The sequence below is a fragment of the Bradyrhizobium huanghuaihaiense genome, assembly GCF_007830635.1.
GTDB lineage: Bacteria > Pseudomonadota > Alphaproteobacteria > Rhizobiales > Xanthobacteraceae > Bradyrhizobium > Bradyrhizobium huanghuaihaiense.
The window spans coordinates 203,384-227,066 of sequence record NZ_VLLA01000003.1 but is presented as its reverse complement, the minus strand read 5'-3'; the positions used below and the strand labels follow the sequence as shown (position 1 = coordinate 227,066).

Here is a 23,683-nt window from a genome sequence, read left to right as displayed (position 1 = left end):
CGTGCAGGATCGCTTCCCGCCGTCAAATTGCCAACCCTTCAGCGGCACTTAGAGAGTTGCTCGAGATGCTTGAGATCTCTGCGCGTGTTGTTTGATGGCAGACGGTGCTTGATTGCTTCAAATGGTTCCACGCCATAAGCTTCTCGGTAGATATCTTTCGATCTCGCTCTTAGCGTCGAGATTTCGGTCTCAGCATCTGGACGCATCGGTTGATCGCCATTCTGCCACGTCAACAGCCAGTAGTCCGGGGTCTCGATGCGAACAGTAAAGCGCTTCGCCAGTTCGTCTTTCTGGAAGAGATCAGAGAACCCATTTAGCCAAAAATCGCAATTCTCCTTCTGGACGTAAAAGAGATTCACTTTCAACGCACGAAGTGCGGACTCTGCCGTATCTGCAGTTCCCAGCGCGATCTTTTCGAAATTGCGCGCGACATCGCTCTGATAGGTATGAATGACCTTGCCGCGCGTGAGCAGGGGCGAGAAATAGCATGGCACCATCGCGCGATAGCCGTTGAGGGGCAGAATGCGATCAGAGCCCGTCGATTGCTGCAGCACGTCACATCGTTGCCAGTCTACCTCAACACGCGGCATCTGGCGAAGCGGGCGCCCGGTCGCAAAAGCAATGGCACCGTCATCCCTGAAGCTGCGCCACGGATACGAAGCGGTCGTCCAGGCGCAGGCGATCAAGAGCGCCAGGACAGCTACATCAGGAGCGTGGCGCCCGGCGAACCAAATCGGGGTCAGTCGCCGAACGATGAGTAGGGCCCAACAGGCGATTGCGACGGTCGCAAGCGGGATTAGTGCGTTGGCATGAATGGATAGTCTGGTCAGGCTCGGAATGTTCAAGGTCATATCCAGGAGCCGGACGCTGGCTAAGTAGGCGATAACGATCAAAGCCCCAGCGGGATTGGGCAGCGTCCGCGACTTCGAGATGTCGGAGCGATCGGGAAACAGCTTCCAGTCGATGAAAGCTACGGCCAAAGTCGTCGTCGCGAGAAGAATAGCAACCAGGAGAATGGACTTGATCTGCTTGAAGAAAGCGAACAAGCCCGCCTTGCCGAGGAAGTCGCTGACCTCCAGCGACTGCGTCAGCACAAAGTAGTCTAGAATATCGAGGCTGCCGAATTGCGAGAAGCGCTCTACCGATGCGATGCTCCGAAACAGCGAGTATGGGTTGGTTGCCGGGATTCCGAGGTAAAGATAGTTGAAAGAGAAGGCCAGTGTGCACCCAGCGATCGCTCCCACTCCGAGCAGCGCGCCTGTCATGACGCCGGATAGGTCGCGCTGAAGCGCCTTGGCGAGCACCCCCAACGCCGAAATCAAGAAGACAAGCGCGACGTAGAGCGGATAGGAAGCGGCAACGGCAAAGGCGCAAATGCCGGCGGCAAGCCTGTCTCGATCTTGGGAGGACCGAATGACAACCAGCAGGAAATAGACGAAGAACGCCGCTGTCTGAAGGTGGTACTTTCCGAACTCCATGATGTGGAGACCGGGGGTGACGCTCGGCATGGTCCTGGGCCAAGCAAGGCCGAGAATTGCCAGGCCGAGTGCAATCGGTACCGTTGCGGCTTGCCACCGCCGTCCCAGAAACTGCAATGGCAGAATGAGGCGGGCGAGCTCGAAAATGACCGCACCGATACCGACGAAGTAGAGAAATGAAATGATCTGGGCGACGTGCGGAGGCAGAAACGTCGCCAGCCACAAATGCAGCCCGTTTCCGTGGCCGATCTCGAAGTCGGAAAAGATGGGGTTGTCGTCCGCAAGCCAGATGCTGTGATTTCTCGCGACCTCCGCAAGATAGGGTGCATAGAGCTGCTGAACGTCGGTCGAAATGACGTCAGGTATGACGGCGCGATCCAGAAACACCGCTGCCAGAAGCCAAAGACCGAGCAGCGATGTCGCGATCAGCGGGACAGTTAGCGCGAGTTTCTGCGGTCTCCAGACGCTTCGCATATCCCACAAGAGAATAGCGATCGATAACCCGAGCACGATTTGCGGATATAGAAGTGACAGAACGCCGAACCCAAATCCCGTCAATATGAGCGTGGCCGCGCCGACGAAGAATTCGTCGACGAGCCGAGCGGATTCGTGCTTGATGAGGGAGAACGTCAGGCGGCCGGTCGCCGTGACGAGCCAGCCGAGATACGGTGTCAGGATGATCCAGGCGATAACGTAGAATCGCGTTGCCCAACCGCCCTCGAACACCAGCGCCCGGTAAGTATCGGGCCGATTTAGGCACCAGATCGAAACAGCGGCCGGCGCGAAGATAAGCACGCGCCACAGCCACGCCTCGAGGCTGGTGGGCAAGTGCACCTTGGCAGCTCCCATAGCTTGATCTTGTCCGCTGTTGCCCATTGCTAAACCGACGCGGCGTCAGTCCGTTCGGCGACGGCCCTTGCGTGGTCCGTGCTGAAATTGGCGCGCTCGGGTGCGACTAGCCACACCAGGCCGCCGAACAGTCCCACGATCAGGCCGCCGAGGCCGAGCAAAACCGATATCGCGAGCGCCTTGTCGGATGCGATCCCGGTCAGGCCAAGCGCAGCGACCATTGCGCCTTCTCGCACGCCCCAGCCTCCGATCGAGATCGGAACCGCGGACGACAGAATGACAAGCGGAATAAGAACGAATGCACTAAGCGGGGAGAGTGGCGCGTCGAGGCCGATCGCGAGGACGTAACAGGCTGCCATCGTGATCAGGTGGATGACGATGGCAGCCGCGATCAACGTCCCACGCCCTTCAGCCGCCAGTGGAGCCCTGACCAGCATTGCAAACTGCACGATCCGTTCCGGCAGGGCCGTGATGATGCGGGGCGGCCAGCGATCCAGCGTGAGCAGGGCGATCAGGCCGAAACACGCGACTATGAGAACGATGAGAATCGCGAACAGGAGCGAGTTATCGCTGACTCGTGACAGCAGGAACGGCATTCCTGCCAATATGACGACACCAAGCGCCAACAGGGCGAGGAAGCGATCGGCCACGATGCTGCTGATGGTTGGCGACCATTGAACGCCGTGACGCCGCAGCATCCAGATGCGGACCGCGTCACCGCCCGCGGGCAGCACCTGATTGAAGAAGGTGCTGATGATGAGAATGCGCCAGCCGGGCAGCCAATCCAGGAGCACGTTCATGGCGCGCAGGATCAGGATCCAGCGGTGACAGAGCGCGAAGGTCTGGAGGAACAGCAGCAGCACTGCAAGTGCCAGCATGTCCAATTTGACAGCGAGAAGATCGGCTTTCAGGGACGACAAATCCTGGGCACGCAGCAGCAATACGAGAATACCGATCGAGACAGCGAACTTGGCCAGAGTAACCAGTGCTTTTGCAGGCGGCTTCATTGGCTGGTGTCGTCCTCGATCATTCGCGGCGGGATCGTCGAGCAGCGATAGCGGTCGGAGTCTATTTTTTCGCCAGATGCTCGGTGGCGAGCGTACCAGTCCTTGTCACGTAGTCCTGCACGGCGGCCACATCGCTGCCATCAGGCGCCCAATCGGGGAATGCCGTGCGGGAGGGGTCGAACGGGCCGGCGGTGGTTTCGTGAAACACCAGCCATTCCGAGGTGATCAGGATCGAGTGGAAGACCTTTTCCGGCATGCGGTAATAGCAGCGCTTGCCCTGGCCATAAGGCCCCATCTCGAGCACATCGCGAATGCGGCCGTCGTCCTCGAAGATCACGACCTGCGCGGTGCCTTCGATCACGTGAAACGATTCAGGTTTGCCAAGATGCTTGTGGGGCCGGACATAGGCCTCGCGATGATGCACGATGAGCATCTCGTGCAGGCCGGAGGCGGGATCGGGATGCGTGCACAGGCGGCTGCGCAGGCGCGGGTTGCCGGCGGCGATGCGCTTCAGCTCCGCGATCGTGGCATCGTCCGCGGTGACGATTGCGTCGTCGGAATAGTAGACTTCCGGATTTTGCGCGCGCAGCGAGGTCGGCGGGTGCGAACGCGCCGTCTCATTCGAAGAAGATGAACCCATGGTCGCCCCGATAGCCGCATTTGTCGTAGATCCAGGCCCATGTTTCCGGACCGTGGAAGCTCAGGCAGGTGAGCTGCCAGTAGAGGAGGTTCGCCTTCTCGCGCTCATTGCGGAACGATTCCACCATCAGATATTTCGAGGTGCCGCGTCCGACCCGTTCGATCTCGGGCACCGCGCGGAAGACGTCCTCGAGCGGAAGGTTGTGCAGCACGCCGAGCGACACGACGAGATCGAAGCCGTGGTCGGGGTAGGGGAGCTCGACGGCGCTGCCGACCCTCAGGTGTGGCCGCACCTCCTCCTTGGCGTTGGCGATGCCATAGTCGGAGATGTCGATGCCGGCGATCGTGATGTCGGGGACGAGCTGGGTGAACTCGTAGAGCAGATAGCCCTTGCCGCAACCGACGTCGAGCACGCTCACGCCGGGCTTGATGCCGTAGCGGTCGATCAGGGTCTGGGCGAGCGGGCGCCACCTTCCGTCATAGCGATATCCGCCATAGCCGTAGCGGCGGTCGCCGTCCCAATAGTCGCGTCCCCATTGCCGGGCGACGGTCGCCGATTCCGCCTTGTCATGCTCGACCACGCGCTGAACGTAGTTCCGCTTGGTCGACGCGTGCATCGGCTGGAGCAGGTTGACCTCGGCCATGGTCGTTAACCGGATCGCGGCATCGTCACAGGATGGTCGCGAATTTGTTGACGAGCAGGATGTCCTCGACCGCCTGGATGTCCTTCGGCGACGAGAGCGTGATCTCTTCGACGGCCGCGTGCAGATCGCAGCCCTCGCGCAGCACGCGGTCGTAGATCTGCCGCCGCCGCGCCTCGTCGGGCGGCAGCATGAAGATGCTGTAGAGAATCAGGCCGTTCAGGCGAGGTAGCTCGTCCAGGATGTCCTCGAGCACCATGTAGCTGCCGGGCATGATGTGCTCGACCGCGCTGAGCAGATATTGCAGGTTCTTGCGCCGCGCATAGTCGCGGATCACGATGTTCTGGACGTGCTGCGGGGTGCGGCTGCCGTTCAGCGGCCGGGCGCCGATATAGCCGCGGTGGCCGGCTCGCTCAGCCATGGAAACCTCCCGGCAGCTTGTACTGCATGCCGACGCGCGTCGCCGGACGCAGCAGGATCGGCTCGAAGAACTCGCCGAAGCGCTTGTCCGCGTACGGCGACATGATGCTCTTGAACCGGCAGTTCATGCTCCAGCGCGTGCCGGCTTCCTCGTTCACGCGATTGCCGTGCATCAGGGTCTGGTTGAACAGCATCACGTGGCCGTAGGGAATCTCGATGAAGGTCGCGTGGGGCTTGATGGTCTTGTACAGCTCCTCGGCGCTGCGCAGGCTTGCCATCCGGTCCTGCATGTCGCCGTTCAGCGACGGCGGCAGCAGATACATCGCTTTGGTGTGGTGGACATCCACCAGCGGCACCCACACCACGACCTCGAACGGCGAGTCGCCCGACCAGACATCGGAATGGGTGGCGAGCAGCGAGGAATCGTCGCCGGGCATCTGGATGCTGAGATTGACGCGGCGCTGCATGCAGAGCTCGTTCCCGACGATCGTTTCGATCGTCGAGCGAGCCAGGCGGAAATAGGTCGGGCGGAACCAGGCCTCGGCGTTGAGGCCGTTGAAGACGTGCAGCCGTAGGCCGTTGAGATCGTCGACGCTCACGCGCGTATGGATGCTGTCGAGCATCGCATAGGGATCGTTGCTGTGCGGCAGCTTCAGATAGTCGGCGGCCAGTTCTGCGGCGTGCCGTTGGATGCGGTCGAGCCCGGCGCGGTCGTCAGCCGGCGTGGTCACGAAGCCATTGTCGATAAAGCGCTGCGCCAGCGCCTGCTCATCGGCCTCGAGGAAGTCCGTATCCGTCATGCGAAGTACTCCCGGGCGGTCGCGCAGATATCGCTGATATCGGCGGCCGAGAGGAACTGGTTGATGGGAAGGGTGAGGATCTGGTCCGCCTGCCGCTCGGTCACCGGAAACGCGCCGCGACCGTGACCCAGATGCGCTGCCGCCGGCTGCAGATGGATCGGGACCGGATAGTGGATCGCGGTCTCGATGCCCTTATCGGCCAGATAGGTCTGGAAATCGTTGCGACGGTCGGTCTGCACGACGAAGGTGTGGAAGGTGTTGAACTCGATGTTGCGGCAGGGCGGGATGAACAGCGGCAGGCCCGCGAGCTCGGCGCGATATTGCGCGGCGTTGCGCCGCCGGCGTTCGATCACCGAGGGCAGGTGGCGCAGGCGAATGCGAAGCACCTCGGCCTGCAGCGTGTCGAGCCGCGACACGAGACCCCATTCCTGGACGTCGCTGCGGTTGATCAGGCCGTGATTGCGCAGCCGGCGGATTCGTGCGGCGAGCTCGGCGTCGGCGGTGACGAGGAAGCCTGCATCCCCCGCGGCATTGAGATTCTTCAGCGGATGCGCGGAGAAGCAGCCGAACGTTCCGATGGTGCCGCTCATGCGCCCGTCATAGGTCGAGCCGACGGCCTGCGCGCTGTCCTCGATCACGGCGAGAGCGTGCTTGCTCGCGATCGCCATCAGCGGGTTCATGTCGGCCATACGCCCGGTCAGATGCACCGGCATGATCGCCTTGGTGCGCGGCGTGACGGCCGCCTCGACGGCGGCCGGATCGATATTCTGGTCCGGCAGCACGTCCGCAAAGACCGGCGTGGCGCCGACCGCGATGATCGCTGCGGTCGAAGCCACGAACGAATTCGGCGGGGTGATGACCTCGTCGCCGGGACCGATGTTGAGCGCCCGCATGGCGAGGATCAGCGCATCGGTGCCGGAGTTCAGCGTCACCACATGCGGCGAGCCGAGATAGGCCGACAATTCGTCCTCGAGCTTTGCGACCGCCGCTCCGCCGATGAAATCGCCGCGCTGGAACACGCCTTCCACCGCCTGCATGATCTCGGCGCGCTCTTCCTCGAACTGCGCGGGAAGATTGACGTAACCGATGCGCCGGCGGCCGGTGTCAGCGTCCATGGCAGAACTTCCTGACGGTCTCGATGACGCGGTCCTGCTGGGCGCGCGTCAGGTGCTGATCGACGGGGAAGCTGATGACTTCCTTGGCATGGCGGTCGGTGACCGGGAACGTGCCCGGCGCGTAACCGAGATGCTTGAGGCCCTCCTGCTGATACAGCGGGATCGGATAGTGGATCTTGGCCTCGATGCCGTTGTCCAGGCAGTACTTGTAGAGCTCGTCGCGCCGTTCGGCGAACACCATGTAGAGATGATAGACGTGCTTCACGTTGGGACGGCGCGGCGGCACGCGCAGGCCGGGCAGACCGGCGAGGCCCGCATCGTAATAGGCCGCGTTCTCGATCCGGCGGCGCGTGATCTCGCTGGTCTGGCCGATCAGCCAGTTGCCGACGACGGCCTGCAAGGAATCGAGCCGCGAGTTGCAGCCGAGGATCGCGATCTCGTCGCGGTTCTTCATGCCGTGGTTGCGGATCAGGCGGAGCTTCTCGTTCATGCCGTCGTCATTGGTGACGACGACACCGGCATCGCCCCAGACGTTGAGGTTCTTGAGTGGATGCAGGGAGAAGCCGGCCGCGATGCCGTGGGTGCCGGACCGCTTTCCGGCGAACTCGGACAGAATGCCCTGGCAGGCATCCTCGACCACGGGGAGGTTGTGGCGCTGGGCGATCGCCATCAGCTTGCCCATGTCGGTGACCTCGCCGGTCAACTGGACCGGCATGATCGCCTTGGTCTTCTCAGTGATCGCGGCCTCGACGTAGTCGACGTTCATGCAGAAGGAATCGTCGCAGTCGACCAGCACCGGCGTCGCGCCGGTCTCTGCGATCGCGCCGACCGTGGCGATGAAGGTGTTGGCGGCGGTGATGACCTCGTCGCCATGGCCGATGCCGAGCGCCTTGAGCGGCAGCTTGAGTGCATCGGTGCCTGATCCGACGCCGATGGCGTGACGCACGCCGATCAGCTCGGCAAAGCGCTTCTCGAATTCGGCGACGGGCTTGCCAAGGGTGAAGTCACCGGTCGCCACCAGGCGGCCGATCTCGGCGAGGATCGGTGCGGGATCGGCGAATTGCTCGAGCAGATAGGAATATCGAACGTCGTACATGTGGCCCGTCAGGTGGAATGGAGTTGAGGAGAGGAGGTGCGCGACGCCGCGAGCGCATGCTCGATCGAGGTCGCAATGGCGTTGGCGGAGAGCCCGTGCTTCTTCAGCAGCGAGTCCTGCGAGCCGTAATTGTGCATGAAGCGATCCGGCAGCGACAGCCGCAGCATGGCGGGCAGGCCGGATCCGAGCTTGTCGATCAGCGTCTCCGCGACCGCGCTGCCGAGGCCGCCGGAGGGGACGTGCTCCTCGAGCGTCACCAGCAGGCGTGTGGCGCGCACCGCCTGCAGCAGCGCCTCGGTGTCGAGCGGCTTCACGGTGTGCATGTGCAGGATGCCGGCGCGAACGCCTTGCGCGGCCAGCAGGTCGGCCGCGGCGAGGGCGCGCTGGAGCATGATGCCGGTGGTGACCATGAGGACGTCGCCGGGCGGCCGCATCGGGATGGCCTTGCCGATCTCGAAGCCGTGCTCGGCCTTGGAGACGATGGCGTCGCCGCCCTTGCCGAGCCGGATGTAGATCGGGCCCTTCCAGTCCAGCGTCTGCTCCATCATGCGCGCCGCCTCGTCGGCGTCGCACGGGCAGATCACCGTCATGTTCGGCAGCGCCCGCATGATGGCGATGTCCTCGATCGCCTGGTGGGTGGGGCCGAGTGGCGCATAGACGAGGCCGCCGCCGTTGGCGATCAGCCGCACCGGCAGATTGTGCAGGCAGAGATCGACCGCGACCTGCTCGTAACAGCGACGCGTCAGGAAGGTCGCGATGGTGTTGACGTAGGGCACGAAGCCTTCCATCGCGAGGCCGGCCGACATGCCGATGATGTGCGCTTCCGAGATGCCCTCGATCAGGTGGCGCTTGGGAAACTCCTTGCTCATCGCGCGCAGCGTGCCGGCGCCGGGATCGGAGCCGATGTAAAGCACACGCTCGTCGCGCGCGGCGAGCTTGTGGACCATGTTCATCGCGGTGTTGCGCATGGGGAGCCGATCAAAAATCGCCGACAGCAACGCGAATGGCGTCGAGCTCGCTGTCGGTCAGCTTGTTCTTGTGATGCCAATCGGCGTTGGATTCCGCAGCCGGAAGTCCCTTACCCTTGACGGTATGGCAGATGATGGCGGTGGGCTTGCCCGCAACGGCCGGGATCTGCTTCAGCACGGTGCGCAGGGCGCCGACGTCGTGGCCGTTGACCTCCTGCACGGCGAAGCCGAAGCTGCGCCACTTGTCCGCGAGCGGCTCCAGCGGCAGCACGTAGTCGGTAGGCCCGTAGCTCTGGAGCTTGTTGTAGTCGATCAGCGCGACCAGGTTGTCGAGCCCGTGCTTGGCCGCGCCCATCGCAGCTTCCCACACCGATCCCTCGTTGATCTCGCCGTCGCCGAGCAGGACGAAGGTCCGGTAGCTGCGCTCGCGCATGCGTGCGGCAAGCGCAAGGCCGACGCCGATCGACAGGCCATGCCCGAGCGCGCCGGTCGACGCCTCGACCCCCGGCACCATGCCGTATTCGGGATGTCCGCCCAGGATGCTGTCGGGGCCGCAAAAGCCGTCGAGCTCCGACAGCGGGAAGAAGCCGCGATCGGCCAGCAGCGCATAGAGCGCCAGACACCCGTGTCCCTTGCTGAGGATGGCGCGGTCGCGATCGGGATCGCGCGGGTTCTTCGGATCGATCCGCAAAACGTCGTCGTAGAGCACGCGGACCATCTCGATCAGCGACAGGGCAGGTCCGACATGTCCGCGTCCCGCGGAACGGACAGAACCGAGCACCAGGCGGCGCAAATAAAGGCTGCGCTCGTCCAGCGTGCAGGTGAGGGCGGCTTCAGCGTGGGGTGAGGTCTGGATCACGTTGGCAAATCGTTTGGTGGAGCCGGCGCGCTTTGTCGAGCTGACCAGCAAGGCGGACCGTCAGATCGCCACCTTGCGCGGCCAATGCGCGTCGGGAGCGGCTTTCCGGCAAATAAGCATTCAGGACAATCAGGCACCAGATCGCCCCGAACACAGGATACAGTACGTCACGACGGATCGCAAACGCGTCATCCCTAGCCGCGAAAGCTTGCGTGAGGCGTTCGGTCAACCGATTTGCTTTGGCTTCGGGCAGATCGCTGCCGGGGTGAAGCGCGGTGTCGGACACGAGCTTGACCGGATCGTCCCAGCCGAAATACTCGAAGTCGATGAATCGCAGCCGGCCGTCTTCGCCGCGCAGGGCATTGTGCAGACCGAAATCGGACGGGCTCAACGCGCGATGCGCGGGCGCAAGGTCTGCTGCGGGATTGCGGCCGAGTTCCGCATAGCGCAGGCGCAGCTTTCGGATCGCGATGGACGTGCTGGGCACCAGGCTGCCGTCGACGAATGCGCGCAGGTCCGGATGATCGTCCGAGGCCCGCCTCAGTCCGTCCAGGCGCTGCTCGTACTGGGCGATCGCCTCCTCGGGCGAGAAGATGCTGGCCGAGGCGTCGCGCAACGTCTGCGCGCCGTCGGCGTCGCGCAGTTTCTGCAGCTCGATCAGGAAATCGGCCAGCTGATCGGCATCGCCGTCCTGGGGGCGCAGCACCGCCGCTTCGCCGTCGAACCATTGATACAGCGCGCAGAACGCATCCTCATCCTTGGCGACCGGGTGCGGTGTCCACATGATGCTGTGGCGCGACAGAAACGACAGCGCGTCATATTCCTGTCCCAGGCGATCGCGCCCGTCGGACGGATAATGCTTGAGGGCAAGGGCCGGTCCCTTTGCCATCTCGAGCCGAAACACCCGGTTGTTGCCGCCGGACCGCGCCGGTTGGACGGCAGCAACGGGGGCGCCCGCCAGGCGGCTGCCGATCGCCATCGCGTCCATTGCGCTGATGTCCGGTTCGCTCATGCCGCAAACACCTCGTCGCGGATGGCAGCCCATGTCGCGATCGGCTTGCAATGTCCGGGGTGCGGGGATTGCGAGCGCGTGAACAGGATCGATCGCGTGCCCTTCGGGAAATGCGGTTGCTCGAAGACCTCGACGAGATCGTCGATGAAGATGTCGAGCTCCAGGCCCACGAGCCTGTCGACCTTGGCCGCCATCGTGTCCTCGAAGTAGACATCGCCGGCAGCCACCGCTGCATCCGCGGCGTCGATCAGGCCGGCTCCGCGCAGCCAGCCGCGCGCGGCTTCGCGCAAATCGGTACGGTCCGGATCCTGATGACCGAATCGGGTCTTGTGGCTGACGACGTACACCTTCGCACCGGCCTGTCTGCACGCCGCCAGGAATTCCCGCACGCCCGGATAGATTTCGGCGCCGCCAATGCCCTTGCCGTAGACGAAGCCTTGCAGGCCTTGCCAGGCGAGCTCGCCGCCGGTGCGGGATCTCAAGTAATCCCGCACATCGGTCTTCAGCCCCTCCCAGCCCTCCGGCACCAGGTCGCGCTGACGCGCCGCGGCGGCAAAGACCTTGTCGTAGCAGATGATCGTGTTGTCGAAATCGATGCCGATCCGCACGCCGCTCACTTCAGGCTGATATTCTGCATCATCTTGATGTTGAAGTACCGGGGGTCGTTGAGCGAGTTCGGCAGACGGCCGGTCTTGAAGGCGTCCACCAGACCCGACACGGCCTGCTCGATCGTGTGTGTCGGCGCAAATCCGAGCTCGCGGCGGATCTTTTCCGAAGAGACGTGATACGAGCGCAGATCGTCGGTCGGCTCGACCGCGATGTCGACGTTGTTGCCGACCACCGACTTGACGATGTCGGCGATCTTCATCAGCGAGTGGTTCTCGTAGCCGATATTGTAGGTCTTGCCGTCGATCTTCGCGTCGTCCTGCTGGAGCAGGAACAGATAGGCCGCCGACATGTCCCGGATATGCAGGTTGGGCCGGCGCTGCGTTCCGCCGAACACGCGGATGCGGCCGGTGTTGACCGCAAGGTTGGTCAGGATGTTGACGACGACGTCGAGCCGTTGCCGCGGTGCGTAGCCGCAGACGGTGGCTGGACGCACGGTGCACGTGACGAACCCGGATGCGGCTTCGTCGGCAAGGTCGGTCTCGCACATCGCCTTGAACTTGGAATAGTCGGTGAGCGGCTCGCAGGACAGCTCCTCCGTCACCTCGGCTTCGTCCTTGATGCCGTAGACGCTGGAGGAGGACGCGTAGATGAAGCGCTTGATGCCGGCCTTCTTCGCCGCGCGCACCATCGGCCGGAAGCAGTCGTAGTTGATGGACTTGCCGAGCGTCGGATCGAGCTCGAACGAGGGGTCGTTGGAAATACAGGCGAGGTGGATCACCGCATTGTTGCCGCGCAGCGCTTCGTTGATCGCGGCCTCGTCGCGGATGTCGCCCTTGATCAGGCGCAAATTGGGGTTGTCACGGACGGCGTCGAAGACGTTTTCACCGTACATGAACAGGTCGAGCACCGTGACCTTGTGGCCTGCCGCGAGCAACTGGGGAACCAGCACGCTGCCGACATAGCCGGCGCCGCCGGTGACCATCACGTTCCATTTCTGATCAATCACTGTCGTTCTCCAGAATTCTCTTTGCGCTACTTCAACAACGCGGTCACGAACTTGACCAGCGGCGCCTTTTCGACCGAGCTGCGGTGGCCGACGATACCGACCTTGATCGCGCCTGCCGCGTTGCCGATGAACGCGACGTCCTCGATATTGCCGCCGGCGGCAACCAGTGGTGCCGTGATCGTCAGGAAGGCGTCGCCGGCGCCGACGGTGTCGACGACGGTCTTGGTGAAGGCGGGCACGCGCGCGACGCCGGTCTTCGACGAGAACGGGTAACAGCCGAAGGAGCCGTGCGTGATGATCATGTTGTCGCAGGCGATCTTGCCGTGCAGGCTGTTCTCGATCACCGACGCGATGTCGCTGAACTTGTCGGTGGCGGCCAGCCGCGCTTCCGGCGCGTCGATGCAGATGTAGTCGGCCCGCGGATACTTCGTCACCAGATTGTAGCCGTGATTTCCGCTGTTGCTCTGGGCGTTGACGGCCAGGAACTTGGAATTCGCGATCAACGTATCGATCGTGCTGGACGCGATCATGCCGTGGCCGAAATCGGTGACGATGACCACGTCCGCGCCACGCACGCGCTCCGCGGTGACCCGGTCGATCTCCTGCCGCTGGGTCTCGCTGACCGGCGTGTCGTTCATGGTGTAGACCTCGAACAACTTGTGCAGGTAGCCGAGCTCGACGTAGCGGAGCTTGCGGGTGGTGGGGCGGTTTTCGACGCGGATCGGCGTCAGCTTGACGTTCTGTCGGATATGCGCGCGAAGGAATTCTTCGGGATAGTCGTCGCCGCCGAGCGTCGTGACGATCTCGACCGACTTGCAGAAGCTCGCGACGTGGTTCGCCGCGGCGATCACGCCGCCTGCGAATTGCTCCCGGTTCTTGAACAGGGTCGCGACGATGTTCTCCTTCGAGGCCTTTCCGAGCGCGGTGACGTACTGGTACTCGTCGATGATCGTATCTCCGACCAGCACGACGTGCATGTCCTGGATCTTGTCGATCAGCTTCAGGAGGCGTTCGGCGCCGCCGCCTTCGCGCACCTTCTGGAGGTAGTCGCGCAGGGGAGGGTCGTAGATGTCGAAATAGCGGTTCAGCAGCGACGACGAACTGAAGGTCACGTCGCGCGTGAAGACGATGCGCCCGCCATGGCGCTCGACGGCCTCGCGCTCGGTGGCGATCTTGCCGGTGACGTCATCCTCGGGATTTTCGTAGTCCGAGCCCTTCACGTAGATGTCGGGGCGTACGGTGTCGAGGACCGGTTCGGCGCTGGAGGTCCGGTTGATGGCGACCCAGTCGACCGTGCCGAGTGCGGCCAGCATCTCGGCGCGCATGTTCTCGGGAAAGATCGGCCGTCCCGGGCCCTTGTTGACGAAACGGTCGGCGGTGATGGTCACGATCACCACGTCGGCCTCGTTGCGCGCCGCCAGAATGTGCCGGACGTGACCGAGATGGACCAGATCGAACACGCCGTGGCACAGCGCCACGGTACGGCCCTCGGCCTGTGCGGCGCGCGCGATCGCTCCCAGCTCCTCGAGCGTCTTGATCTTCTCGTGCGGTGCCGGATGGACCGCCGCCTTGTCTGTCGCAGAATTACCCATGTGAATTACCCAAAAGCACCGGCCGGCCTCGGCCGGCTGGCCCGAAATTGATCGACTCGCGGCGACAATACGTAGCGAACCTGTTCAGTAGCTTGCCTTCTGCGGCGCACCGGACGCCGCATCCTTGTCGTCGCCAAGATATTTGAACCAGTCCTTGGTGGCGTCGGCAATCTTGTCCACCGTCCACAGGGGAGCGTCCTTGTACTGGTCCATGGACTTCAGCATCGTCGCGACGCCGTCCTCGAATTTCACCTTCGGCGTCCATTTCAGGATCCGCTTGATCTTGGTGATGTCGGCGTAGGTGCAGTCGGGCTCGCCGGGACGCTTGGGAATGTGGACCTTGTCGCCGCCGAGCAGTTCAACCAGCCGGTTGACGCTGTAGGTGTTGTCCGAGCCGACGTTGAAAATCTCGTGCGAGACGTCGGAGCGTGCGGCCGTGACGAAGGCGTCGGCGACGTCGCTGACGAAGGTGAAATCGCGGGTCTGCTCGCCGTCGCCGACCACTGTGAAGGGCTTGCCGGCAAGCTTCTGCGCCATGAACACGCCGAACACGGCGCCGTAGGTCCCCGTGGTGCGATGGCGCGGCCCGAACACGTTGAACAGACGGAGCGCGACCGCCGGAAGCTTGTAGACCTGGCACCAGTGCATGACGCACTGCTCGCCGAGATTCTTGGTGAGAGCGTAGGGATACATCGGCCGGATCTCGGCGCTCTCCGGCGTCGGATAGACGTCGGGAATGCCGTAGCAGGACGACGACGCCGCATACACGAAGCGGCTGACGCCAGCCTGCCGCGCAGCCTCGAGAACGTTGACCGTGCCGTCGACATTGGCGCGGTGATACGGGATCGGCGATTCGATCGAGGGAACGATGTCGGCGAGTGCCGCGAGGTGGAACACCCAGTCGATACCGTTGAAATACGGGCTGATCGATTCGCGGTCAGTGACGTCGGCCTGGACGACCTTCAGCCGGCTCGAACCGGCGTGCGACGACAGATTTTCGGAACGTCCGATGACGAAATTGTCGAGCGCAATCACCTCATGGCCGTCATCGAGAAGGCGATCAACGAGGTGACTGCCGATGAAGCCGGCGCCGCCAGTGACGATGCATTTCATAGGAACATCCGTAGCGCGAATGCCCTGCGGGCGTCGCCAATGTTGAGTGAAACCCTGACGCCGACTAACAGCCGGTCGCGATTTTTGCAAGTATTATACCTTTGCAATCCCTGGTAATAGCCGGTATCAGGGCGTCATGTTGCAGTCGAGCCGCCAGCCCATGCCCGCCGAGACTCTTGATCCCGATCACAAGGCCTTCCTCGTCGATTACATGGGGCGCCTGCATCGCGCGACGGCGATCGACGACGGTGTTTTCGCCAGCATCTCCGCCACCCGCGCGGCCTGGTTGCGTGCGCGCGAGCAGGGCGGTCGCGTCATCTTCATTGGCAATGGCGGCTCGGCCGGCATTGCTTCGCATCTGGCGATCGATCTGGCGAAGAACGCGTCCGTGCCGGCGCTCTGCTTCAGCGATGCCAGCATGATGTCGTGCCTTGCCAACGACTACGGTTTCGAGGACTGGATCGCGCACGCCGTGCGGCTGAGCGCCCGCGCCGGCGACTGCCTCGTTGCGATCAGTTCGTCGGGGCGCTCGAAGAACATCCTCAATGCGGTTGCGCAGGCGCGGACGATGAAGCTCGGCGTGGTCACGCTGTCGGGCATGAATGTGGACAATCCGCTGCGCAATCTCGGCGACGTCAATTTCTGGGTGGACAGCCGCAGCTACAACATTGTCGAGACCACGCACCAGTTCTGGATGATGGCCGCGATCGACCTCGTCATAGGTCGCGCGGAATACCCGGCATCCTGAGGCGGGCATCGGATGCATGCGCGGTTCAAACAGGCAGCCCTGTTCTCGGTGAAGCTGCTGCTGTCGATCGCGGTGCTGGTCTACATCGCGCGCGGTCTCGACCTGCAGCAGTTGCGCACCCATCTCGTCTCGATCAATCCGTTGCTCTTTATCCTCGCGCTGGCGCTGATCTTCGTTCAGACCTTCGCACTGAATGGCCGGTGGGAGCTGATCATGCGCGCGCTGGGCGTGTCGCTGGATTGGCTCGCTGGCTGGCGGATCCTGATGATCAGCCTCTGGTTCAACCAGGTGCTGCCGTCGTCGGTGGGCGGCGACGCGGTTCGGATGTGGCTGCTGCGCCAGCGCGGCGTGCAGTGGCCGGAGGCGGTCAAGGGCGTTGCGGCGGACCGTTTCACGGCGTTGATCGGGCTGATCGTGCTGATGGTGGCCGGCTTGCCGGTCCTGATGTCGCGGGTGTCGAATCAGGCTGCGATCCTGGCGATCGGCGGGCTGACGCTGGCGGGCGTCGCCGGTACCGTGGTCCTGTTGACGCTCGATCGCCTGCCGAAGCGCCTCATCGCGCTTCCCGCGATCGCAAGCTTCGTCCGGTTCGGAACGCTCGTCAGATTTCTTCTCCTGCGATCCGAGCACCGCGGTTTGCTGTTCGGGTCGGCGCTCTTCATTCATCTCGTGACGGCAGCGGCGTGCTATGCCTTGGCGCGCGGCGTAGGAGCTCAGCTCTCGGTGGTGGACGCCGCCATCCTGATTCCGCCGGTGGTCCTGCTGACGGCGGTTCCGATCTCGATCAGCGGCTGGGGCGTTCGCGAGGGCGCAATGGTTGCCTGTCTCGGCTTGGCTGGCGTTCCTTCCGAGGAAGCGCTGTCGGTTTCGCTGCTGCTGGGGGCGGTCAGCGTGATCGTCGGTCTGGCGGGCGGGGTGATCTGGCTGGCAAGTCCGGAGCGGGGCTCGTATTCAGCGGACAAGGCCGCGCAGGCTGCCGAAGAACCGCCGGGCTACGGGCTGGCGAAGGCCAGGGAGGTCTCGAGCCACCCTTGACTGTCTTGAACCATTACCGTCGATCTGATCTTCACAGGGTGGGGTTGTCCCGCTCGCTCGCATGTCTCCGTTTTCCGGATCTATGATGCAAAACCTATTCTACGCCCGCCATACCTGCCGCCTCTGTCATTCGGACAAGCAAGAGCTGGTCGTTCCGATGGCCGGCATGCCCATTGGCACGCCCAACTTCCAGGTGCCGAACGCCAGCGTCGACGATCCCGTCTTCCGGGCCGCGGTCCCGATGGCGCTGCACCTGTGCAGGGATTGCGGCCACCTCCAGATCCTCCATGTCGGCAATCCGGAGGTGCAGTACCGCAACTACGTCTACACCACCTCGCTCTCGCTCGGCCTGCGGGAGCATTTCGCCGGTTATGCCAACGACGTCGTCAGCCGCTTCGGGATCGCGCCGGGCTCGCTGGTCGTCGAACTCGGCAGCAATGACGGATCGCTGCTCGGCTTCTTCAAGGAGCGGGGCATGCGGGTGCTGGGCGTCGATCCGGCCGTCGACATTGCGCGGCGCGCGACGGAGAGGGGGATCGAGACCATCGGCGATTTCTTCACTGACGTGATCGGTCGCCGCATCCTTCAGAGCCACGGTGCCGCCAGCGTCGTGATCGCCAACAACATGATCGCCAATGTCGACAACCTCGATCCGCTGGTGATCGGGGTTCGCGACGTGCTGGCGCCGGACGGATTGTTCGTGTTCGAGACGCAGTATGGCGTCGACGTCACCGAGAAGAACCTTCTCGACACCGTCTATCACGAGCATCTGTCGTATTTTAACATCAAGCCGCTGATCCGTTTCTTTGCTCGGCTGGGCATGGAGCTGATCGACGTCCAGCACATCTGGACCAAGGGCGGCTCGATCCGCGTCACGGTTCAGCGCGCCGGCGGCCCGAAGAAGCCGTCCGCGGAAGTCGCGCGCTTCGTCGCCGAGGAGGACCGGCTCGGTGTCGATCAGCCGGCTTATTACGCACCCTATGTGAAGAGAATCGGCGCCATCCGCGACGAACTGATTGCGATGGCTGATGCCGCCCATGCGCGCGGTCAATCGGTTGCCGGCTACGGCGTCTCGGTCGGTACCACGACGCTGCTGCCGCAGTTCGGCCTGGAGAACAAGATCGACTTCCTCGTGGACGACGATCCGAAGAAGGGGAACGTGATGGCCGGCCCGGGATACGACATCCCGATCCTGCCGCCCGCGGCCCTTTACGAGCGCAAGCCGGCCTTCGTGGTCGTGTTCGCCTGGCGCTATGTCGACCCGATCCGGGCCAAGCATGCCCGCTATTTCGCCGAGGGCGGAAAGTTCGTGGTGCCGCTGCCGGGCATTACCATGGTGGACCGGGTCGACTGATGGGGCTGGCGGGGGCTGAAGGCCTCCCGGGGATGACGCCTTGCGGGCGGTGGATAAGTCCTTGATCCACATGACCTCTGCACGGCGGTCCGGGGGAGGGCGGCTTGCCCGCACAAGCCCTCTCTATCTTGACCTTTGGCCTCATCCGCAGTAGATACCCCGCACTCGCAGCCGGCCCGTTAGACGCGGATCTCCGGCGCGGCTTTAAATCCCCGAACAATCGAGCCCGGTTCCCGGCTCATCCTTCGAGACAGAGGGCTGGGCCAACGGCGGCTGTTCGGATCCCTGAAATTCATGTGCGTCTGTCGACGGACGCTGGACCTCAAACGATGGCAGTCAGCCCGTTCAAGTTCTTGCAGGAAGTGCGCTCGGAGACCGCCAAGGTCACCTGGCCGACCCGCCGCGAGACCACGATCACCACCATCATGGTGTTCGTCATGGTCGCGGTGGCCTCGATCTTCTTCTTCGCCGCCGACCAGATCATCCGCTACCTCATCACCTTCCTTCTGGGCATCCACTGATGGCTACAGCAACCGCTCAAGTGTCCGACAAGCGCTGGTACATCGTCCACGCCTATTCGAACTTCGAGAAGAAGGTCGCCGAATCGATCCGCGAGCAGGCCAAGCAGCGCGGGCTCGAGGAGCTGTTCGAGCTGGTGCTGGTTCCGACCGAGAAGGTCACGGAAGTGCGCCGCGGCCGCAAGATCGACGCCGAGCGCAAGTTCTTCCCGGGCTACGTCCTGGTGAAGATGAAGCTGACCGACGAGGCGTTCCATCTGATCAAGAACACGCCGAAGGTGACGGGTTTCCTCGGCGCGGAAAACAAGCCGATGCCGATCTCGGAGGCCGAGGCCATGCGCATCCTGCACCAGGTGCAGGAGGGCGTGGAACGGCCGAAGGCGTCGGTGTCGTTCGAGATCGGCGAGAACGTGCGCGTGGCCGACGGCCCGTTCGCCTCGTTCTCGGGGGTGGTCGAGGAAATCGACGAGGCGCGCTCGCGCGTGAAGGTCGCGGTGTCGATCTTCGGCCGCGCGACGCCGGTCGAGCTGGAATTCGGTCAGGTCGAGAAGGTCTGACCGGACGAGGCGTGAGGCTTCGGTCGCACGCGACAAGAGGCCGTGGGAGGACGAGGGCGGTTGCCAGCCGCACATCGATCCCGACCACGAACCTGAAACCGCCGGCCCCGCCGGCACAACAGGAGTGATACATGGCAAAGAAAGTGACCGGATACCTGAAGCTTCAGGTCCCGGCCGGTGCGGCGAATCCCTCGCCCCCGATCGGTCCCGCGCTCGGTCAGCGCGGTCTCAACATCATGGAGTTCTGCAAGGCGTTCAACGCCCAGACCCAGAAGGAAGAGAAGAACACCCCGATTCCCGTCGTGATCACGATCTACGCCGATCGTTCGTTCACGTTCGAGATGAAGACTCCCCCGATGTCCTTCTTCCTCAAGCAGGCTGCCAAGATCCAGTCCGGCTCGAAGGCGCCGGGCCGTGACAAGGCCGGCAAGGTGACCAAGGCGCAGGTGCGCGAGATCGCCGAGAAGAAGATGAAGGACTTGAATTGCGACACCATCGAATCGGCCATGAAGATGGTCGAGGGCTCTGCCCGTTCGATGGGTCTGGAAGTTGCGGGGTAAGCGGCTATGGCAATCGGAAAGCGTTTGAACAAAGCCCGCGAAGGCATTGACCGCGAAAAGCTTTACCCGCTCGCGGACGCCATCAAGATGGTCAAGGAACGCGCCAAGGCGAAGTTCGACGAGACCATCGAGGTCGCCATCAATCTCGGCGTCGATCCGCGTCACGCCGACCAGATGGTCCGCGGTGTCGTGACCCTGCCGAACGGCACCGGCCGTACGCTCCGCGTCGGCGTGTTCGCCCGCGGCGCCAAGGCCGATGAAGCCAAGGCCGCCGGTGCCGACGTCGTCGGCGCCGAGGACCTGGTCGAGAAGGTGCAGAACGGCTCGATCGATTTCGACCGCTGTATCGCCACCCCCGACATGATGCCGCTGGTCGGCCGTCTCGGTAAGGTGCTCGGCCCGCGCGGTCTGATGCCGAACCCGAAGATCGGCACCGTGACCATGGACGTCACCGGCGCGGTGAAGGGTGCCAAGGGCGGCTCGGTCGAGTTCCGCGTCGAGAAGGCCGGCATTCTGCAGGCCGGCGTCGGCAAGGCCTCGTTCTCCGAGGAGAAGCTGGTCGAGAACATCAAGGCTCTCGCGGACGCTGTCTCCAAGGCGAAGCCGGCTGGTTCCAAGGGCACCTACATCCAGCGCGTTGCGGTGTCCTCGACGATGGGCCCCGGCGTGAAGGTCGAGCCGGGCACCATTCTCGGTTGAGGTTTGGAAATTGCATGATGCGAGGGGCGGAATCGGGCGACCGATTCCGCCCCTCGTCGTTTGTGGCGGCGTTGACCGGAAACAAGAACAATGGCTGACAAGGTCCTGATCTACTCGCGGTTCGAGCTGCTCGACACCGGCGGCAAGCCCCCGCGCGAGGTGTTTTCGGCGGACGAGCTCAGCGGAATCCGTGCGATGCTGACCGCGGGCGGCTCGCCGCTGGGCGCGGAGGCGATGGACCTGTTTCCAAAGCTCGGCGCCATCGTCTGCTACGGCACCGGCTATGACGGTGTGGATTTGAAAGCGGCGGCCGCGCGCAACATCGCGGTCGGCCACAGCCCGGGTGCCAACGCGGCTTCCGTGGCTGATATCGCGATGACCCTGATGCTGGCGACGACGCGGCGGATCCTGGTCGCCGACCAGTATGTCCGCAGCGGCGATTGGGCGGCCTCGAAGCAATCGCCGATGATGCGCCCGCAAGCCGGCATGCCCGGCCGCCGCATCGGCGTCTATGGCATGGGCGAGATCGGCCGCAAGATCGCGGCGCGCTGCGCCGCTTTCGAAAGCGAGGTCGGCTACTTCAGCCGCACCAAATACGATCTGCCGTATCAATATTTTCCGTCGCTGGAGGCGTTGGCCGACTGGTGCAGCGTGCTGATGATCGCGGTGCGGGCAGGGGGCGAGACCCAACATGTCGTCAATGCCGACATCCTTGGGCGACTTGGGGCAGACGGCTATGTCGTCAACATCTCCCGCGGCTCTGTCATCGACGAGAGGGCCCTGGTCGCGGCGCTCACCGACAAGACCATCGCCGGCGCCGGCCTTGACGTCTTCGAGAAGGAGCCGCACGCGCCCGACGCGCTGACCGCGCTCCCGAACGTCGTGTTCGCCCCGCATATCGGTGGCCACACCCTGGACTCGCACGTCGCCATGCAGAATTGCGTGCTGGCGAACCTGACCGCGTTCTTCGAAGGCAAGCCGCTCCCTTACGCGGTCAAATCGGTCTGAATCGGTCCTTGTTTGGCCATCTCAAGCCCGGTCGGCAACAGATTGGAACTGGTGTGAATTTTGCTCTTGGCAAGCAGGCCCGGAGCGGTTAAAGAACCGCCTCCGGACGTGCCGGCCTCGGCTGGCGCGTTCGTGCACGCATTCCGAAAACCCGACGCGACAGGAGATCATTCCTTTTCAGGACGTCCGCAAGGATTTGCCCGAAAAGGAAGGAAAATCCGTCGGTTGGCTGGGATGCGGGCAGAGGTCGGACGGTTCGCCGGCTGACCTTGTCCTGTCCAAGACTGCAGGCGCTCGCGGGAAATTTCGATTTCTCAACGGCTTAATCGCATGGCCTGCATAGACGGGTGAAGACCGGATTTCACTTCGCATCCAGCTTTAAGGGCTGGCTTCGCGAAACGGGTCTGGTTCGGACCTCGACACGCCGTGGGCCTTTCAGGGGCTCCCGGAGGGCAGGCTTTGAATTGTCGTCTTGCCCGGCGTGTCCGAAGGGTTTTTGACCCGGAGGTTCAGGTTTGGGCGGGACGATGGGTGCAACCCGGCGGTCCCGCTTTTCGCGAAGACTGCCAACCGGAAAGAGCTTGCTGTGGAACGAGCGGCAAAAAAGGACGCGGTCGAACAGCTCAATGGGGTCTTCAAGGCCACGAGCGTCGCGATCGTTGCTCAATATTCCGGCCTCACCGTCGCCCAGATGCAGAAGCTGCGCCAGCAGATGAAGCAGGCGGGTGCATCGGTGAAGGTCTCGAAGAACCGTCTCGCCAAAATTGCTCTTGAAGGCACTGACGTCGTTGCCATCGGCCCCATGCTGAAGGGACCGACCGTGATCGCCACTTCGAACGATCCGGTAGCGGCGCCAAAGGTCGCCGTCGAATTCGCCAAGGCGAACGAAAAGTTCGTCATCGTTGGCGGCTCGATGGGGAAGACCGTCCTGAATGTCGACGGCGTGAAGGCGCTTGCCTCGCTGCCGTCGCTTGACGAACTGCGCGGCAAGATCGTCGGCCTGCTTGTGGCCCCGGCGACCAAGATCGCTCAGCTCGCCAACGCGCCCGCGGGCAAGCTCGCGCGCGTCATCCAGGCTCATGCCTCAAAGGGCGAAGCGGCCTGACGCCCTTCGCAAAACTCAAACCCGAACCAGACTTACACCTAAGGAAACTGAACAATGGCTGACTTGCAGAAGATCGTTGACGACCTCTCGAGCCTCACCGTGCTCGAAGCCGCTGAACTCGCGAAGCTCCTCGAAGAGAAGTGGGGCGTTTCGGCTGCCGCGGCTGTCGCCGTGGCCGGCCCGGCTGGTGGTGGCGCTGCCGCCGCTCCGGCTGAAGAGAAGACCGAGTTCACGGTCGTTCTCGCCTCCGCCGGCGAGAAGAAGATCGAGGTCATCAAGGAAGTCCGCGCCATCACCGGCCTCGGCCTCAAGGAAGCAAAGGACCTCGTTGAGGGTGCTCCGAAGCCGCTGAAGGAAGGTGTGAACAAGGAAGAAGCCGAGAAGATCAAGGCCCAGATCGAGAAGGCTGGCGCCAAGGTCGAGCTCAAGTAAGCACTGCTTACTGGCGGGATCCCGGGCGAGCGTCGGCTCAGCCCGGGATCCTGGTCCCCTCGAGAGGGTGGACCGGATGCAAAAGGCGTGCGACGGAACGATCCGACGCGGGCCGAACACGAAAAAGTGTGGGGATTTGAGGGTTTGTCCCTCGAATCTGCACTATTGTCGCCCCATATCGGGTCGGCAGCACGAAAGCGCGGTGGGCAGGGAGGCCGGATTTCCCTGGAAGCCGTTGGGAGAGCAGGCTATTTCGGGCTTTTGCAGTCCGTGAAGACGATCGTTGTGACGGGCGGGCGCGCACACCAGCGCCCCGCGCGTCGTTTTGCGTTTTGAAGGTCTGAAGAACAGATTCAGGACATTCCCGCCTGAACCTGAGTTTCCGGCCCCAAAAACGGGTTCGAAAAATTCAACCCGGGGAGCGGTGGCAGCCGCGTTCCGGACGGCGCGCCCACAGCGGGCG

General features: G+C 63.3%; 25 protein-coding genes. 10 read left to right on the top strand and 15 right to left on the bottom strand.

Annotated elements, in window-relative coordinates:
* Positions 1–38: 38 nt before the first annotated feature.
* The 15 genes from IQ16_RS08770 to IQ16_RS08700 all read right to left on the bottom strand — a co-directional run bounded on the left by IQ16_RS08770 (position 39) and on the right by IQ16_RS08700 (position 15,204).
* Positions 39–2,327 carry a hypothetical protein gene (locus IQ16_RS08770; RefSeq protein ID WP_018647211.1) on the bottom strand — a complete coding sequence of 763 codons (2,289 nt, stop codon included), beginning with the start codon at positions 2,325–2,327 and terminating at the stop codon, positions 39–41.
* A gap of 29 nt (positions 2,328–2,356) precedes the next feature.
* Complete coding sequence (locus IQ16_RS08765) at positions 2,357–3,334, bottom strand: lysylphosphatidylglycerol synthase transmembrane domain-containing protein (protein ID WP_018647212.1); 978 nt, start codon at positions 3,332–3,334, stop codon at positions 2,357–2,359.
* Between the two features lie 61 nt (positions 3,335–3,395).
* Positions 3,396–3,974 carry a WbuC family cupin fold metalloprotein gene (locus IQ16_RS08760; protein ID WP_018647213.1) on the bottom strand — a complete coding sequence of 193 codons (579 nt, stop codon included), beginning with the start codon at positions 3,972–3,974 and terminating at the stop codon, positions 3,396–3,398.
* The gene (locus tag IQ16_RS08755) at positions 3,952–4,617 is read right to left on the bottom strand and encodes a class I SAM-dependent methyltransferase (protein WP_018647214.1); all 666 of its coding nucleotides are present in this window, start codon (positions 4,615–4,617) and stop codon (positions 3,952–3,954) included. The genes IQ16_RS08760 and IQ16_RS08755 overlap by 23 nt, the downstream gene beginning before the upstream one ends.
* 25 nt (positions 4,618–4,642) lie before the next feature.
* A complete protein-coding gene (locus IQ16_RS08750) occupies positions 4,643–5,035 on the bottom strand; it encodes an LIC12192 family sporadic carbohydrate cluster protein (RefSeq protein ID WP_018647215.1) in 393 nt (130 codons plus the stop codon).
* The gene (locus IQ16_RS08745) at positions 5,028–5,834 is read right to left on the bottom strand and encodes a sporadic carbohydrate cluster 2OG-Fe(II) oxygenase (RefSeq protein WP_018647216.1); all 807 of its coding nucleotides are present in this window, start codon (positions 5,832–5,834) and stop codon (positions 5,028–5,030) included. Before IQ16_RS08745 ends, IQ16_RS08750 begins: the two co-directional genes overlap by 8 nt.
* Positions 5,831–6,949: a DegT/DnrJ/EryC1/StrS family aminotransferase gene (locus tag IQ16_RS08740; protein ID WP_018647217.1), complete on the bottom strand. Its 1,119-nt coding sequence runs from the start codon at positions 6,947–6,949 to the stop codon at positions 5,831–5,833. Before IQ16_RS08740 ends, IQ16_RS08745 begins: the two co-directional genes overlap by 4 nt.
* Positions 6,939–8,045, bottom strand: coding sequence for a DegT/DnrJ/EryC1/StrS family aminotransferase (locus tag IQ16_RS08735; protein ID WP_018647218.1), 1,107 nt, complete (start codon positions 8,043–8,045; stop codon positions 6,939–6,941). Before IQ16_RS08735 ends, IQ16_RS08740 begins: the two co-directional genes overlap by 11 nt.
* An 8-nt stretch (positions 8,046–8,053) precedes the next feature.
* Positions 8,054–9,013, bottom strand: coding sequence for a transketolase family protein (locus IQ16_RS08730; RefSeq protein WP_018647219.1), 960 nt, complete (start codon positions 9,011–9,013; stop codon positions 8,054–8,056).
* 10 nt (positions 9,014–9,023) lie between these two features.
* Entirely contained in the window at positions 9,024–9,872 is an 849-nt protein-coding gene (locus IQ16_RS08725; protein ID WP_018647220.1) for a transketolase, read from the bottom strand.
* A complete protein-coding gene (locus IQ16_RS08720) occupies positions 9,847–10,884 on the bottom strand; it encodes a phosphotransferase family protein (protein WP_035667885.1) in 1,038 nt (345 codons plus the stop codon). The genes IQ16_RS08725 and IQ16_RS08720 overlap by 26 nt, the downstream gene beginning before the upstream one ends.
* Positions 10,881–11,492, bottom strand: coding sequence for an HAD family hydrolase (locus IQ16_RS08715; protein WP_244635594.1), 612 nt, complete (start codon positions 11,490–11,492; stop codon positions 10,881–10,883). The genes IQ16_RS08720 and IQ16_RS08715 overlap by 4 nt, the downstream gene beginning before the upstream one ends.
* Before the next feature lie 5 nt (positions 11,493–11,497).
* Positions 11,498–12,499, bottom strand: a complete 1,002-nt coding sequence (locus tag IQ16_RS08710; RefSeq protein WP_018647223.1) for an NAD-dependent epimerase/dehydratase family protein — start codon at positions 12,497–12,499, stop codon at positions 11,498–11,500.
* A gap of 26 nt (positions 12,500–12,525) precedes the next feature.
* Positions 12,526–14,091, bottom strand: a complete 1,566-nt coding sequence (locus IQ16_RS08705; RefSeq protein WP_018647224.1) for a PfkB family carbohydrate kinase — start codon at positions 14,089–14,091, stop codon at positions 12,526–12,528.
* A gap of 84 nt (positions 14,092–14,175) precedes the next feature.
* Complete coding sequence (locus IQ16_RS08700) at positions 14,176–15,204, bottom strand: SDR family oxidoreductase (RefSeq protein WP_018647225.1); 1,029 nt, start codon at positions 15,202–15,204, stop codon at positions 14,176–14,178.
* A gap of 160 nt (positions 15,205–15,364) precedes the next feature.
* On the opposite strand from IQ16_RS08700, the gene IQ16_RS08695 reads away from it, so the two are divergent.
* The 10 genes from IQ16_RS08695 to rplL all read left to right on the top strand — a co-directional run bounded on the left by IQ16_RS08695 (position 15,365) and on the right by rplL (position 23,220).
* The gene (locus IQ16_RS08695; RefSeq protein WP_244635592.1) at positions 15,365–15,952 is read left to right on the top strand and encodes an SIS domain-containing protein; all 588 of its coding nucleotides are present in this window, start codon (positions 15,365–15,367) and stop codon (positions 15,950–15,952) included.
* A gap of 12 nt (positions 15,953–15,964) precedes the next feature.
* The gene (locus IQ16_RS08690) at positions 15,965–16,987 is read left to right on the top strand and encodes a lysylphosphatidylglycerol synthase transmembrane domain-containing protein (protein ID WP_018647227.1); all 1,023 of its coding nucleotides are present in this window, start codon (positions 15,965–15,967) and stop codon (positions 16,985–16,987) included.
* A 61-nt stretch (positions 16,988–17,048) separates the two neighbouring features.
* Positions 17,049–18,341 (top strand): methyltransferase domain-containing protein, encoded by a 1,293-nt coding sequence (locus tag IQ16_RS08685; RefSeq protein WP_347340196.1) that lies wholly within the window; start codon positions 17,049–17,051, stop codon positions 18,339–18,341.
* Between the two features lie 329 nt (positions 18,342–18,670).
* Complete coding sequence (secE, locus tag IQ16_RS08680) at positions 18,671–18,862, top strand: preprotein translocase subunit SecE (protein WP_007611620.1); 192 nt, start codon at positions 18,671–18,673, stop codon at positions 18,860–18,862.
* Positions 18,862–19,416, top strand: a complete 555-nt coding sequence (gene nusG, locus IQ16_RS08675; protein WP_018647229.1) for a transcription termination/antitermination protein NusG — start codon at positions 18,862–18,864, stop codon at positions 19,414–19,416. Before secE ends, nusG begins: the two co-directional genes overlap by 1 nt.
* Before the next feature lie 131 nt (positions 19,417–19,547).
* Positions 19,548–19,976, top strand: coding sequence for a 50S ribosomal protein L11 (gene rplK / locus IQ16_RS08670; protein WP_008136439.1), 429 nt, complete (start codon positions 19,548–19,550; stop codon positions 19,974–19,976).
* 6 nt (positions 19,977–19,982) lie between these two features.
* Entirely contained in the window at positions 19,983–20,675 is a 693-nt protein-coding gene (rplA, locus tag IQ16_RS08665) for a 50S ribosomal protein L1 (protein ID WP_018647230.1), read from the top strand.
* 90 nt (positions 20,676–20,765) lie between these two features.
* Complete coding sequence (locus tag IQ16_RS08660; protein ID WP_018647231.1) at positions 20,766–21,683, top strand: 2-hydroxyacid dehydrogenase; 918 nt, start codon at positions 20,766–20,768, stop codon at positions 21,681–21,683.
* A gap of 586 nt (positions 21,684–22,269) precedes the next feature.
* Positions 22,270–22,788, top strand: coding sequence for a 50S ribosomal protein L10 (gene rplJ / locus IQ16_RS08655; protein WP_018647232.1), 519 nt, complete (start codon positions 22,270–22,272; stop codon positions 22,786–22,788).
* Between the two features lie 54 nt (positions 22,789–22,842).
* Positions 22,843–23,220: a 50S ribosomal protein L7/L12 gene (rplL, locus tag IQ16_RS08650; protein WP_018647233.1), complete on the top strand. Its 378-nt coding sequence runs from the start codon at positions 22,843–22,845 to the stop codon at positions 23,218–23,220.
* Positions 23,221–23,683 lie beyond the last annotated feature (463 nt).